This window comes from Streptomyces sp. NPDC034043, assembly GCF_055575675.1.
This window is the reverse complement of sequence record NZ_JBVISF010000002.1, coordinates 508,034-520,927: the sequence shown is the minus strand read 5'-3', so window position 1 is coordinate 520,927 and position 12,894 is coordinate 508,034. Positions and strand designations below refer to the sequence as shown.

Annotated in this window: 11 protein-coding genes; 10 read left to right on the top strand and 1 reads right to left on the bottom strand. The window is 73.4% G+C overall.

Going from position 1 to position 12,894, the window contains the following annotated elements:
* Positions 1-103 precede the first annotated feature (103 nt).
* Positions 104-1,417 (bottom strand): methyltransferase domain-containing protein, encoded by a 1,314-nt coding sequence (locus ACZ51S_RS07010; RefSeq protein ID WP_468959997.1) that lies wholly within the window; start codon positions 1,415-1,417, stop codon positions 104-106.
* Between the two features lie 376 nt (positions 1,418-1,793).
* Between ACZ51S_RS07010 and ACZ51S_RS07005 the strand changes: the two genes are divergently transcribed.
* The 10 genes from ACZ51S_RS07005 (at position 1,794) to hpnE (ending at position 12,847) form a co-directional block, all read left to right on the top strand.
* Complete coding sequence (locus ACZ51S_RS07005; RefSeq protein ID WP_468960204.1) at positions 1,794-3,584, top strand: DUF5941 domain-containing protein; 1,791 nt, start codon at positions 1,794-1,796, stop codon at positions 3,582-3,584.
* Positions 3,581-4,333, top strand: a complete 753-nt coding sequence (locus tag ACZ51S_RS07000) for a phosphocholine cytidylyltransferase family protein (RefSeq protein ID WP_468479063.1) — start codon at positions 3,581-3,583, stop codon at positions 4,331-4,333. The genes ACZ51S_RS07005 and ACZ51S_RS07000 overlap by 4 nt, the downstream gene beginning before the upstream one ends.
* On the top strand, positions 4,321-5,382 hold the full coding sequence (locus tag ACZ51S_RS06995) for an iron-containing alcohol dehydrogenase family protein (RefSeq protein ID WP_388930976.1): 1,062 nt from the start codon (positions 4,321-4,323) through the stop codon (positions 5,380-5,382). Before ACZ51S_RS07000 ends, ACZ51S_RS06995 begins: the two co-directional genes overlap by 13 nt.
* Entirely contained in the window at positions 5,360-6,139 is a 780-nt protein-coding gene (locus tag ACZ51S_RS06990; RefSeq protein WP_468479064.1) for a CDP-alcohol phosphatidyltransferase family protein, read from the top strand. Before ACZ51S_RS06995 ends, ACZ51S_RS06990 begins: the two co-directional genes overlap by 23 nt.
* A gap of 8 nt (positions 6,140-6,147) precedes the next feature.
* Positions 6,148-7,020, top strand: coding sequence for a glycosyltransferase family 2 protein (locus ACZ51S_RS06985; RefSeq protein WP_468479086.1), 873 nt, complete (start codon positions 6,148-6,150; stop codon positions 7,018-7,020).
* A 97-nt stretch (positions 7,021-7,117) separates the two neighbouring features.
* Positions 7,118-8,047: an ABC transporter permease gene (locus ACZ51S_RS06980; protein WP_388930980.1), complete on the top strand. Its 930-nt coding sequence runs from the start codon at positions 7,118-7,120 to the stop codon at positions 8,045-8,047.
* Positions 8,040-8,822: an ABC transporter ATP-binding protein gene (locus tag ACZ51S_RS06975; RefSeq protein ID WP_468174492.1), complete on the top strand. Its 783-nt coding sequence runs from the start codon at positions 8,040-8,042 to the stop codon at positions 8,820-8,822. The genes ACZ51S_RS06980 and ACZ51S_RS06975 overlap by 8 nt, the downstream gene beginning before the upstream one ends.
* 476 nt (positions 8,823-9,298) lie before the next feature.
* Entirely contained in the window at positions 9,299-10,192 is an 894-nt protein-coding gene (gene hpnC / locus ACZ51S_RS06970) for a squalene synthase HpnC (protein WP_468479087.1), read from the top strand.
* On the top strand, positions 10,189-11,139 hold the full coding sequence (gene hpnD, locus ACZ51S_RS06965; RefSeq protein ID WP_468479066.1) for a presqualene diphosphate synthase HpnD: 951 nt from the start codon (positions 10,189-10,191) through the stop codon (positions 11,137-11,139). The genes hpnC and hpnD overlap by 4 nt, the downstream gene beginning before the upstream one ends.
* Positions 11,140-11,467: 328 nt before the next feature.
* Complete coding sequence (gene hpnE / locus ACZ51S_RS06960) at positions 11,468-12,847, top strand: hydroxysqualene dehydroxylase HpnE (RefSeq protein WP_468802481.1); 1,380 nt, start codon at positions 11,468-11,470, stop codon at positions 12,845-12,847.
* Positions 12,848-12,894: the final 47 nt, after the last annotated feature.

Genomic DNA, 12,894 nt, shown 5'->3' with positions numbered 1-12,894 from the left:
CCCTCAGTCTGCCGTACAAAAGCGGCTTGTCCCCACTTCGGCGATCCACGCATGTCCGCCCCCGCCGCGTGGTAGGCGGCGGGGGCGGAAGTCCGCCGGGGGATCAGATCCCGAAGGGGGCCGGATAGGAGATCGTGCCCGCCGGCACCGGAACCGAATCGTCCAGCACCAGGGCCATCATCGCCTCGTCGGGCACCTCGAAGGGCGCCCTGATCCCGAACCGCGAAGCGGGCACGAAACCGAACCGCGGGTAGTACGAGGGATGCCCCAGCACCAGCACCAGCGCCTCCCCGCGCTCCCGCGCGGCCGCGAGCAGCGCCCGTACGACGGCACCGCCGGCGCCCGAGCGCTGGACGGCGGGATCGGCGGCCACGGGCGCGAGGGCCAGCGCGGGCACCCCGTCCACCGTGCAGCGGGTCAGCAGGGCGTGCGCCGCCACCGACCCGTCCGGGCCCTCCGCCACGTACGAGAGCCCCGGCAGCCAGGCGCCCGGGTCGGCGCGCAGCGCGTCCACCAGATCAGCCTCCAGCGGGGTCCCGAAGGCCGCCAGGTTGACGGCCCGTACGGCCGCCGAGTCGGCCGCGGTCTCCGGGCGGGCCCGCCAGCGGCCGTCCTCCCCGGCGGTCACCGGGGCCAGCACGTAGCCGGTGTACCCGTACTCGTGCCCGTACCGCTCCCGTGCGGCGAGCTCCTCGCGTACGCGGCCCAGCGCGGCCTCCTCTGGCGCGGAGGCGGCCCTGGCCGCCCGGACCCGCTCGCCCAGCGGGCCGTCGTACTCGGCCGGGCCGGAGTCGGGCCGCGGCCACGTACCCAGGACCCGGTAGCCGGCGGCCTGGGCGGCCGCGGTGTTGCGGGCGGTGGAGCGCGGCGGGTGCCGCGGGTCCCGGAAGGCCCGGGCCCCGGCCGAGGGCTCCTCGACGGTCCACTCGCACGCGCTGAGCACGAGCCGGCCGCCGGGAGCGAGGAGGCGCTTCCATTCGGCGAGCGCCCGGTCGAAGCCCGGGGACACCTCCCCGCGGAAACCGGGGGAGAAGGCGGAACCCTCCGCCCACACGAGGTCGAAGGAGCCGTCCTCGAAGTCCGCGCGGGGGAGTGCGCCGAGGTCCGCCGGCACGGCGCGGACCCGCCCGGCGAGCCCGCGTGCCGCGGCGGCCGCGCGCAGCTCGTCGAGGAACGGCCCGTAGGGGCCGACGGCGGTCACCTCGGCGGGGCCCGTCCCGCCCGCCTCGGCGGCGAGCAGCAGGGCGTCGCGGCCCGGGGCGCACCCCAGGACGAGGACACGGGGCCGCTCGGGCAGCGGTCCGCACAGGGAGAGCAGGTGCCGGGTGGAGGCGTCGGAGCCGGGGGACTGCCGGGGCAGCCCGCGGTGCAGCTCCATGAAGGCGGCGAAGGAAGGAGAAACGGTGTGGTCGGTCAACGTGAACCCTTGGAGACGGGGGTTCCGGCCGACGGGGCCTTACCGGTGTGGGGTCAGACCCGGCCGGACACCCGGGAGGAAACGGGGACGTACCGGAGTTCGCCGCTCACGGCGGCGACCACTGCGACGGTCATCGACCCACCTCCACGGAATTCGGCCCTCGTGCCGATTCTTGCCGCGCGCCCGGTGATCACGCGCGCGCCGCCGTCCACCCTAACACCCGCCTCCGAAGGGGCCCGATCGCTCCGGAAGAGCTGGTGAATGTGCCCTTCCATTCATCCGATAGCCTCTGCCGACAGCCCTGCCGACGTGCTGCCGCCGCCCCCACCCGGGGCGCCCGCCCGTCGGGAATGTCCGTCGCAAGGAGTGAGTTCGTCTGCCGACCGTCATCCTCACCGGCCCGCCGGTACCCGGATCACCGCTCGAGGACGAGCTCCGGTCGCTCGGGTTCGACGTCCGCCCGGCCACCGGTCCCGAAGACACCGCCGCCGCCCTCGCCGCAGTCCCGGCGCAGGAGCGGGTGGCGGTCGTCGACAGCGCCTTCGTCGGGCATCCGCACGCCCTGCGCCTCGCGCTGACCGACCCGCGCTTCGACGCCTGCGCGGTGACCGGCGCCTTCGCCGTCCAGGCGGGAGCCCGCGCGGCCCTCGACAAGGCCGCCGGCCTGGCCCCGGCGGGCACCGGCCCGTACGCGGACCGGCTCGCCGCGACCGTGGAGGCCGCCGGGACCGCCGTACAGCGGCCCGAGCTCGGCAGCCTGGTCGCAGCCGTGCCCGACGGGGAGGCGGAACGCGCGCAGGCCCTCGCGGCCGTCGCCGCCGTGGACGACGAGGCGGTGCGCCTGCGCACGGCCGTGAAGTCCCGCGACGGCTTCTTCACCACCTTCTTCATCAGCCCGTACTCGCGCTACATCGCCCGCTGGTGCGCCCGCCGGGGCCTGACACCGAACCAGGTCACCACCGCCTCCCTGATCACCGCGCTGATCGCGGCCGGCTGCGCCGCCACGGGAGAGCGCTGGGGCTACGTCGCCGCCGGTGTGCTGCTGCTCGTCTCCTTCGTCCTGGACTGCACCGACGGGCAGCTCGCCCGGTACTCGCTCCAGTACTCGACGATGGGCGCCTGGCTGGACGCGACCTTCGACCGCGCGAAGGAGTACTCCTTCTACGCGGGCCTCGCGCTCGGCGCGGCCAGGAACGGCGACGACGTCTGGGCCCTCGCGCTCGGCGCGATGATCCTCATGACCTGCCGGCACGTGGTGGACTTCTCGTTCAACGAGGCCAACCACGACGCCACCGCCGCCGGGAAGTCCGTCACGGGCAGTCCGACGGCCGCCCTCTCGGACCGGCTCGACAGCGTCGGCTGGACCGTCTGGGCCCGCAGGATGATCATCCTGCCGATCGGCGAGCGCTGGGCCATGATCGCGGTGCTGACCGCCGTGACCACCCCGCGGACCGTCTTCCACGCCCTGCTGATCGGCTGCGCCTTCGGCGCCCTCTACACCACCGCCGGCCGCGTGCTGCGTTCCGTGACCCGCAAGGCCACCCGGACCGACCGGGCCGCGCGGGCCCTCGCGGACCTGGCCGACTCGGGCGTGCTCGCGTGGACCGGCTCCCCCCGCCCCGGGAAGCGGCCGGGCCCCGCCGCGCTGTGGCCGGCGCTCGCCGGCTCGGTGCTGATGGCCGGCGGTGCCGTGACCCGCGGCTTCGGAGACCCCTGGCTGATCGCGATCGCCGTCGCGTACGTGTTCCTCGCCGGCGCGGCGGTGGCCGGCCCCCTCAAGGGCCCCCTCGACTGGCTGGTCACGCCGCTCTTCCGGTTCGCCGAGTACGTGACGGTCCTGGCGCTGGCCGCCCGGGCGGACGTCCCCGGGGCGCTCCCGGCCGCATTCGGACTGGTCGCGGCGGTCGCCTACCATCACTACGACACGGTCTACCGGATCCGTGGCGGCTCGGGCGCCCCGCCGCACTGGCTGGTGCGGACGACCGGCGGCCACGAGGGCCGGGTCCTGCTGACCGTGGTCCTCGCCGCCGTCCTCGCCCGTGACGCGTTCCCCGTCGCGCTCACGGCCATGGCCGTGTTCGTGGCACTCGTGGTGCTCGTCGAGAGCATCCGCTTCTGGGTCTCCTCCGGGGCACCCGCCGTACATGACGAAGGAGAACCAGCATGATCGGCCTCGTCCTCGCTGCCGGTGCCGGACGCCGCCTGCGTCCCTACACCGACACCCTGCCCAAGGCCCTCGTGCCCGTCGGCCCGGAGGGCCGGGAGGACAGCCTCACCGTCCTCGACCTGACCCTGGGCAACTTCGCCGAGGTCGGCCTCACCGAGGTCGCCGTCGTCGTCGGCTACCGCAAGGAAGCCGTCTACGAGCGCCGGGAGGCCCTGGAGGCCAAGTACGGCGTCAAGATCACGCTGATCGACAACGACAAGGCCGAGGAGTGGAACAACGCCTACTCCCTGTGGTGCGCGCGTGACGTCCTCAAGCAGGGCGTGATCCTCGCCAACGGCGACACCGTCCACCCCGTCTCCGTCGAGAAGACCCTGCTCGCCGCCCGCGGCAACGGCCAGAAGATCATCCTCGCCCTCGACACGGTCAAGAGCCTGGCCGAGGAGGAGATGAAGGTCGTCACCGCCGACGGACAGGGCGTGCGGAAGATCACCAAGCTGATGGACCCGGCCGACGCGACCGGTGAGTACATCGGCGTCACCCTCATCGAGCCCGAGGCCGCCGAGCAGCTCGCCGAGGCCCTGAAGACCACCTTCGAGCGCGACCCCGACCTCTACTACGAGGACGGGTACCAGCAGCTCGTCAACGACGGCTTCACCATCGACGTCGCCCCCATCGGGGACGTCAAGTGGGTGGAGATCGACAACCACGACGACCTCGCCAAGGGCCGGACGATCGCATGCCAGTACTGACGCGGCTGATCCCCTCGCCGGTCGTCGTCGACATCAGCCGCGGGGCGATGGACAAGCTGGACGGCATCCTCGCCGACCAGCGGATCTCCACGTCCGGCCGGCTCGCGATCGCGATCAGCGGGGGCTCCGGACAGGCGCTGCGCGCCCGCCTGGAGCCGGCCCTGCCGTACGCCGACTGGTACCCGGTCGTCGACGGCACCATCGACTCGGCGGTCAAGCTGGCCGACGACATAAAGGGCCGCCGCTACGACGCCGTCGTGGGGCTGGGCGGCGGGAAGATCATCGACGTGGCGAAGTACGCCGCGGCGCGGGTCGGCCTGCCCATGGTGGCCGTCGCCACCAACCTCTCCCACGACGGCATCTGCTCCCCGGTGTCCATCCTGGACAACGACAACGGCCGGGGCTCCTACGGCGTCCCCACGCCGATCGCCATGGTGATCGACCTCGACGTGATCCGCGAGGCCCCCACCCGCTTCATCCGCGCCGGCGTCGGCGACGCGATCTCCAACATCTCCGCCATCGCCGACTGGGAGCTCTCGCACCGCGTCACCGGCGAGGCCGTGGACGGCCTGGCCGCCGCCATGGCCCGTACCGCCGGAGAGTCGGTGCTGCGCCATCCCGGCGGATGCGGCGACGACGAGTTCCTCACCGTGCTCTCCGAGGCCCTCGTCCTCTCCGGCATCGCCATGTCGATCAGCGGGGACAGCCGTCCCTCCTCCGGGGCCTGCCACGAGATCAGCCACGCCTTCGACCTGCTCCACCCCGGGCGCTCCGCGCTCCACGGCGAGCAGGTCGGCATCGGCGCCGCCTTCGCCATGCACCTGCGCGGGGCCGCCGAGCAGTCCGGCCTGTTCACGGAGGTCCTGCGCCGCCACGGCCTGCCCGTGCTGCCCGAGGAGATCGGGTTCAGCGTGGACGAGTTCGTCGCGGCGGTCGAGTACGCCCCCCAGACCCGCCCGGGACGCTTCACCATCCTGGAGCACCTCAACCTGTCCGCAGCCGAGATCAGGGACGCTTACGCCGACTATGCCCAGACCATCCGTAGCTGAACTCCGGCCCGTCGTTCACCCGCCGGGCGTCAAGGACCGGCGCAGTGGCGAGCACTGGGGCGGTCGCCTGTACATGCGCGAGATCTCCCTGCGCATCACCCGCCTGCTGGTCACCACCAAGATCACGCCCAATCAGCTGACCTACGTGATGACCCTCGCCGGTGTCCTCGCCGCCCCGGCCCTGCTGGTGCCGGGCGTGCTCGGCGCCGCCCTCGGCGTGGTCGCGGTCCAGCTGTACCTGCTGCTCGACTGCGTCGACGGCGAGGTCGCCCGCTGGAAGAAGCAGTACTCGCTCTCCGGTGTCTACCTGGACCGGGTCGGCGCCTACCTGTGCGACGCGGCCGTCCTCGTCGGTTTCGGGCTGCGCGCCGCCGACCTGTGGGGCAGCGGGCGGACCGACTGGCTCTGGGCCTTCCTCGGCACCCTCGCCGCCCTCGGCGCGATCCTGATCAAGGCCGAGACCGACCTGGTCGGCGTCGCCCGGCACCAGGCCGGGAAGCCCGTGGTCCAGGAGTCCGCCGCCGAGCCGCGCTCGTCCGGCATGGCGCTCGCCCGCCGGGCCGCCGCCGCGCTCAAGTTCCACCGGCTGATCCTCGGCATCGAGGCCTCGCTGCTGATCCTGGTCCTGGCCGTCGCCGACCAGGTCCGGGGCGACCTGTTCTTCTCCCGGCTCGGCGTCGCCGTACTGGCCGGCATCGCCCTGCTGCAGACCCTGCTGCACCTGGTGTCGGTCCTGGCCTCCAGCAGGCTCAAGTGACGGCCCCGATGCGGCTGGGCGCCGTGATCATCACCATGGGCAACCGCCCCGACGAGCTGAAGGCGCTCCTCGACTCGGTCGCCCGGCAGGAGGGCGACCCCGTCGAGGTGGTCGTCGTCGGCCAGGGCGTCGAGGTCACCGGGCTCCCGGAGGGCGTGCGCACCGTCTCCCTCCCCGAGAACCTGGGGATCCCCGGCGGCCGCAACGTCGGCATCGAGGCCTTCGGGCCCGGCGGCGCCGAGGTCGACGCCCTGCTCTTCCTCGACGACGACGGGCTGCTGGAGCGCACCGACACCGCCGAGCTGTGCCGGCAGGCCTTCGCCGAGGACCCGCGGCTGGGCATCGTCAGCTTCCGCATCGCCGACCCGGAGACCGGCACCACCCAGCGGCGCCACGTGCCCCGGCTGCGCGCCTCGGACCCGATGCGCTCCTCCCGCGTGACCACCTTCCTGGGCGGCGCCAACGCCGTCCGCACGAAGGTGTTCGAGCAGGTCGGTACGCTGCCCGGGGAGTTCTTCTACGCCCACGAGGAGACCGACCTCGCCTGGCGGGCGCTCGACGCCGGGTGGCTGATCGACTACCGGGCGGACATGGTGCTGCTGCACCCGGCGACCGCTCCCTCCCGGCACGCGGTGTACCACCGTATGGTGGCCCGTAACCGGGTGTGGCTCGCCCGTCGGAACCTGCCCGCCCCGCTGGTCCCGGTCTACCTGGGCGTCTGGCTCGCGCTGACGCTCGTGCGCAGGCCCTCGGCGCCCGCGCTCAAGGCCTGGTTCGGCGGGTTCAAGGAGGGCTGGACCACACCCTGCGGCCCCCGGCGTCCGATGAGGTGGCGCACGGTCTGGCGGCTGACGCGGCTGGGCCGGCCGCCCGTGATCTGACAAGCTCGGGTCTGGGACCATGGGCCTCATCACGGGTCCGGCGCTCCAGCCCCCGACGTCCCTCCTGCCGCATCTTGAAGACGGAAAGTTTCAACTTGTGAGTGACACAACCCACGACGGCGCCCTCGCCACGAGCAAGCCGCCGTCCGACGACGCGGGGCTCAGTCCCGAGGAGCTCGCCAGGAAGTACGGCCTGTCCGTCAGTGGCGCCCGGCCCAGCCTGGGCGGATACGTGCGGCAGCTCTGGGGGCGGCGCCACTTCATCATGGCCTTCTCCCGGGCCAAGCTGGTGGCGCAGTACAGCCAGGCCAAGCTCGGCCAGCTCTGGCAGGTGGCGACCCCGCTGCTCAACGCGCTGGTCTACTACCTGATCTTCGGCCTCATCCTGAACGCGGGCCGCGGCATGGAGAAGGGGGTCTACATCCCCTTCCTGGTGGTGGGCATCTTCGTCTTCACCTTCACCCAGAACTCGCTGATGGCGGGCGTCCGGGCTATCCCCTCCAACCTCGGCCTGGTCCGGGCGCTGCACTTCCCGCGCGCCTCCCTGCCGATCTCCTTCTCGATGCAGCAGCTCCAGCAGCTCATGTACTCGATGATCGTGGTGCTCGTCGTCACCGTCGCCTTCGGGAACTACCCGCGGCTGTCGTGGCTGCTGGTGATCCCGGCGCTGGTCCTGCAGTTCGTCTTCAACACCGGGCTCGCGCTGGTCTTCGCGCGGATGGGGTCCAAGACCCCCGACCTGGCGCAGCTGATGCCCTTCCTCACCCGTACGTGGATGTACGCGTCCGGCGTGATGTTCTCGATCAACGAGATGCTGAAGGACAGGCCGGCCTGGATCGCCGACGTGCTCCAGTGGAACCCCGCCGCGATCTACATGGATCTGATCCGCTTCGCGCTGATCGACGGATACGGCCGGGAGAACCTCCCGCCGCACGTGTGGGCCTTCGCGGCCGGCTGGGCCGTGCTGATCGGCCTCGGCGGCTTCGTGTACTTCTGGAAGGCTGAGGAGCGTTACGGCCGTGGCTGACAACACCCAGGGGCGCGTCCCCACCGTCATCGCGGACGAGGTCCACATCGTGTACCGCGTCAACACGGGCAGCTCCGGCAAGGGCAGTGCCACCGCCGCGCTGAGCAAGATCCTGCGCCGGGGCAAGGGCGACGCCCCGGGCGTCCGCCGGGTCCACGCCGTACGGGGCGTCTCCTTCACGGCGTACCGGGGCGAGGCCATCGGCCTCATCGGCTCCAACGGCTCCGGCAAGTCGACCCTGCTGCGCGCCATCGCGGGGCTGCTGCCCTGCGAGTCCGGCAGGGTCTACACCGACGGCCAGCCCTCGCTGCTGGGCGTGAACGCCGCCCTGATGAACGACCTCACCGGTGAGCGCAACGTGGTCCTCGGCGGTCTCGCGATGGGCATGAGCCGCGAGCAGATCAAGGAGCGCTACCAGGACATCGTCGACTTCTCGGGGATCAACGACAAGGGCGACTTCATCTCCCTGCCGATGCGCACCTACTCCTCGGGCATGGCCGCGCGGCTGCGCTTCTCCATCGCGGCGGCCAAGGACCACGACGTCCTGATGATCGACGAGGCGCTGGCCACCGGTGACCGCAGCTTCCAGGTGCGCTCGGAGAACCGCATCCGCGAACTGCGGGAGAAGGCCGGCACGGTCTTCCTGGTGAGCCACAACAACAAGTCCATCCGCGACACCTGCGACCGGGTGCTGTGGCTGGAGAAGGGCGAGCTCCTGATGGACGGGCCCACCGAGGAAGTGGTCTCGGCGTACGAGAAGGCCAGCGGCCACTGACCCGCGGGTCCACCGCCGCTCCGGACCGCGAGGCCCCTGCCGCTCACCGCGGCGGGGGCCTCGCCGTGGTCTGGCTCGGCCGGAGGTGTGGAGAACGGCCGGCGCGGCGGAGCGTCCGGAGACCGAGAACGCCGGAGCGGGAGATTCCGTGGTCCGGGGCCGACATTCCGGGGCGCGGGGAACACCCGATAGGCCCGCGCGGCGTTGTACAGCGTAAGCTGGACCAGTTCTCAATCGCGCCAAGAGGGGACGATTCCCCGCAGCCGGCTCCGTGGGGATACCCCCGGGCAAGGCCCGGCGGCGTGTCCGAAATAGGATGACTTGGGTCGGCAGTGTAGAACGGGAGACGTGACGGCAATGGCTACGGGAATTCTCCGGCCCCCAGGCACAACGGCCGTCCCCGCTGCGGGTGGCGGGCGGTGACCCCCGGGCACGGCATCCGTCCCGCGCCGCCGGCCGGCGAAGGCACCCGCGACCTGCTCCACACCAGGGCCACCCTCGGCAAGGCCGCGGCGGAGAACTTCCCCGTCGCCCCCGCCTTCCTCCCGCGCGCCTGGCGCGAGGGCCTCATGGCGGTCTACGGGTACGCCCGCCTCGTCGACGACATCGGCGACGGCGACCTCGCCCCCGGCGGACGCGACGCCGTCCTCCTCGGCCTCGACGCCGCCGCGGCCGACGACCGGCTCGCGATGCTCGACGCCTTCGAGGCCGACCTGCTGCGCGTCTTCGGCGGCACCGACGGCCCCCCGCGCCACCCCCTGCTGCTGGCCCTGCGGCCCGTCGTGCGCGACCACCGCCTCACCCCCGAACCCTTCCTCGGGCTCATCGAGGCCAACCGCCAGGACCAGCGGGTGGCCCGCTACGCGACGTACGGCGAACTCCTGGAGTACTGCGAGCTGTCGGCCAACACCGTCGGCCGCCTCGTGCTCGCCCTCACCGGCACCAGCACCCCCGAGCGGATCCGCCGCTCCGACGCGGTGTGCACCGCCCTGCAGATCGCCGAGCACCTCCAGGACGTCACCGAGGACCTCGGCCGCGACCGGATCTACCTCCCGGCCGAGGACATGCGCCGCTTCCACGTGAGCGAGGCCGATCTGGGGGCCGCCTCCGCCGGGGCGTCCGTCCGCTCCCTGATCGCCTTCGAGGCCGAACGCACGCGCGGGCTCCTGGATGAAGGCACCCCGCTCGTGGGCAGCGTCCACGGCAGGCTACGGCTGTTGCTCGCGGGATTCGTGGGAGGGGGGCGCGCCGCCCTGCGCGCCATCTCCGCCGCCGGCTTCGACGTGCTGCCCGGCCCGCCCAAGCCCACCCGGAGCCTCCTGCTCCGCGAGGTGGCCGCCGTCATGCGTACAGCGCCGAGAAAGGGGTGAGCCCGAACGTGGAGGGCCCCACACACGCGTCAGCACCGTCCGCCCAGGTCCTCGCGGCCTACAGCTACTGCGAGGCCGTCACCGGTACCCAGGCGCGCAACTTCGCGTACGGCATCCGGCTGCTGCCCGCCGACAAGCGGCAGGCGATGTCCGCGCTGTACGCCTTCTCCCGGCGCGTCGACGACATCGGCGACGGCACCCTGGCGCCCGACGCCAAGCTCGCCCGGCTGGAGGAGACCCGCGCCCTCCTCGGCCGGATCCGGGCCGAGGAGATCGACGAGGACGACACCGACCCGGTCGCCGTCGCCCTCGCCCACGCCGCGCGCCGCTTCCCGATCCCCCTGGGCGGCCTCGACGAACTCATCGACGGCGTCCTGATGGACGTCCGCGGGGAGGAGTACGAGACCTGGGACGACCTCAAGACCTACTGCCGCTGCGTGGCCGGGGCCATCGGGCGGCTCTCGCTCGGCGTGTTCGGCGCGGTCGGCCCGGCCGACCGCGCCGACGAGTACGCCGACACCCTGGGCCTGGCCCTCCAGCTCACCAACATCCTGCGCGACGTCCGCGAGGACGCCGGCAACGGGCGCACCTACCTGCCCGCCGAGGACCTCGCCAAGTTCGGCTGCTCCGACGGGTTCCAGGGCGGCCGCGCGCCCGCCGGCTCCGACTTCGCCGGGCTCGTGCACCACGAAGTCCGCCGCGCCCGCGCCCTGTTCGTCGAGGGCTACCGGCTGCTGCCGATGCTCGACCGGCGCAGCGGCGCCTGCGTGGCCGCCATGGCGGGGATCTACCGGCGCCTCCTGGACCGCATCGAGCGCGAACCGGAGGCGGTGCTGCGCGGACGCGTCTCGCTGCCGCCCCACGAGAAGGCGTACGTGGCCGTACGCGGCCTGTCCGGCCTCGACGCCCGCACCGTTTCGCGCCAGAGCACCCGGAGGCGGGCCTGATGCCGCCCACGGACCTCCCGCGCCCGGCAGCCCGCGCGGACGACGGGGTCCGTGCCGCCCTCGCCGGACCGGCCGGCGCCCGTCACCGCCGCGCCGCCGTGCCGTCCGTCCCCGGCCGGAGCCGTGCGGCGCGGGCCACGCGCCCGGGCGGCACCGTCCCGGCCGCCGGCGCCACCCGGGCAACCCGGCCGGGCCGGCACGCGTCCCTCACCCCGGGCGCCGGCGGCGGGCGCGCCGCCCGCCGAACGGCCCGGCCCGTCCGGACGGGCTCCGACCGGAGCGCCGCACCCCTCGGCCCGGAGGGCCGGAGCACCACCCAGGAGGCGTCATGAGCGGCAGCGACCAGCACGCCGTCGTCATCGGCGGCGGGCTCGCCGGAGTCACGGCCGCGCTCGAACTCGCCGACTCGGGACTGCGGGTCACCCTCCTCGAAGGACGTCCGCGGCTCGGCGGCCTCGCCTTCTCCTTCAAGCGCGGCGACCTGACCGTCGACAACGGCCAGCACGTCTACCTGCGCTGCTGCACCGCCTACCGGTGGTTCCTCGACCGCGTCGACGGCACGGACCTCGCCCCGCTCCAGGACCGGCTCGACGTGCCCGTCCTCGACGTGGCGCACCCCCGCGGACCCCGGCTCGGACGGCTCCGCCGCAGCGCGCTGCCCGTGCCCCTGCACCTGGCCGCCTCACTGGCCGGCTACCCGCACCTCTCGCTCGCCGAGCGGGCGGGCGTCGGCCGCGCCGCCCTCGCGCTGCGCCGCCTCGACCCCGCCGACCCCGCGCTCGACGGCCTCGACTTCGGCACCTGGCTCGCCCGGTACGGGCAGTCCCCGCGCACCGTCGACGCCCTGTGGGACCTCGTCGGCATCGCCACCCTCAACGCCACCGCCGGGCAGTGCTCGCTGGGCCTGGCCGCCATGGTCTTCAAGACCGGCCTGCTCTCCGAGAACGGCGCCGCCGACATTGGCTGGGCCCGCGTCCCGCTCGGCGACCTCCACGACACCCTCGCCCGCAAGGCCCTCGACGCCGCCGGCGTACGCACCGAGCTGCGCACCCGGGTCACCGCGGTCAACCGTACCGAGGACGGCGCCTGGCGGGTCGACACGGAGGGCGAGTCCCTCGACGCGGGCACCGTCGTACTCGCCGTCCCGCAGCGCGAGGCGCACGCCCTGCTGCCCGCCGGAGCGCTGGCCGACCCCGACAAGCTCCTCGACATCGGCACCGCCCCCATCCTCAACGTCCACGTCGTCTACGACCGCAAGGTGCTCAAGCAGCCCTTCTTCGCGGCGCTGGGCACCCCCGTCCAGTGGGTCTTCGACCGAACCGACGCCTCCGGACTCACCGACGGCGGCCAGTACCTGGCCCTGTCCCAGTCGGCCGCCCAGGACGACATCGACGAGCCCGTATCGGCCCTGCGCACCAAGTACCTGCCCGAGCTGGAGCGGCTGCTGCCGGCCGCGCGGGGCGCGAAGGTACGGGACTTCTTCGTCACCCGCGAGCGGACCGCCACCTTCGCCCCCAGCCCGGGCGTCGGCCGGCTGCGCCCGGGCCCCCGCACCGACACGCCGGGGCTCTATCTCGCCGGTGCGTGGACCGCCACCGGCTGGCCCGCGACCATGGAGAGCGCCGTCCGCAGCGGCCTCGGCGCGGCCCACGCCGCGCTGGCCGCTCTCGGCCGCCCCCGCGAACACCCCTTGCAGGAGGCGGTATGAGCACCACTACCACCAGCACAGCACGTACAGGAACCAGAGGAGAGCCA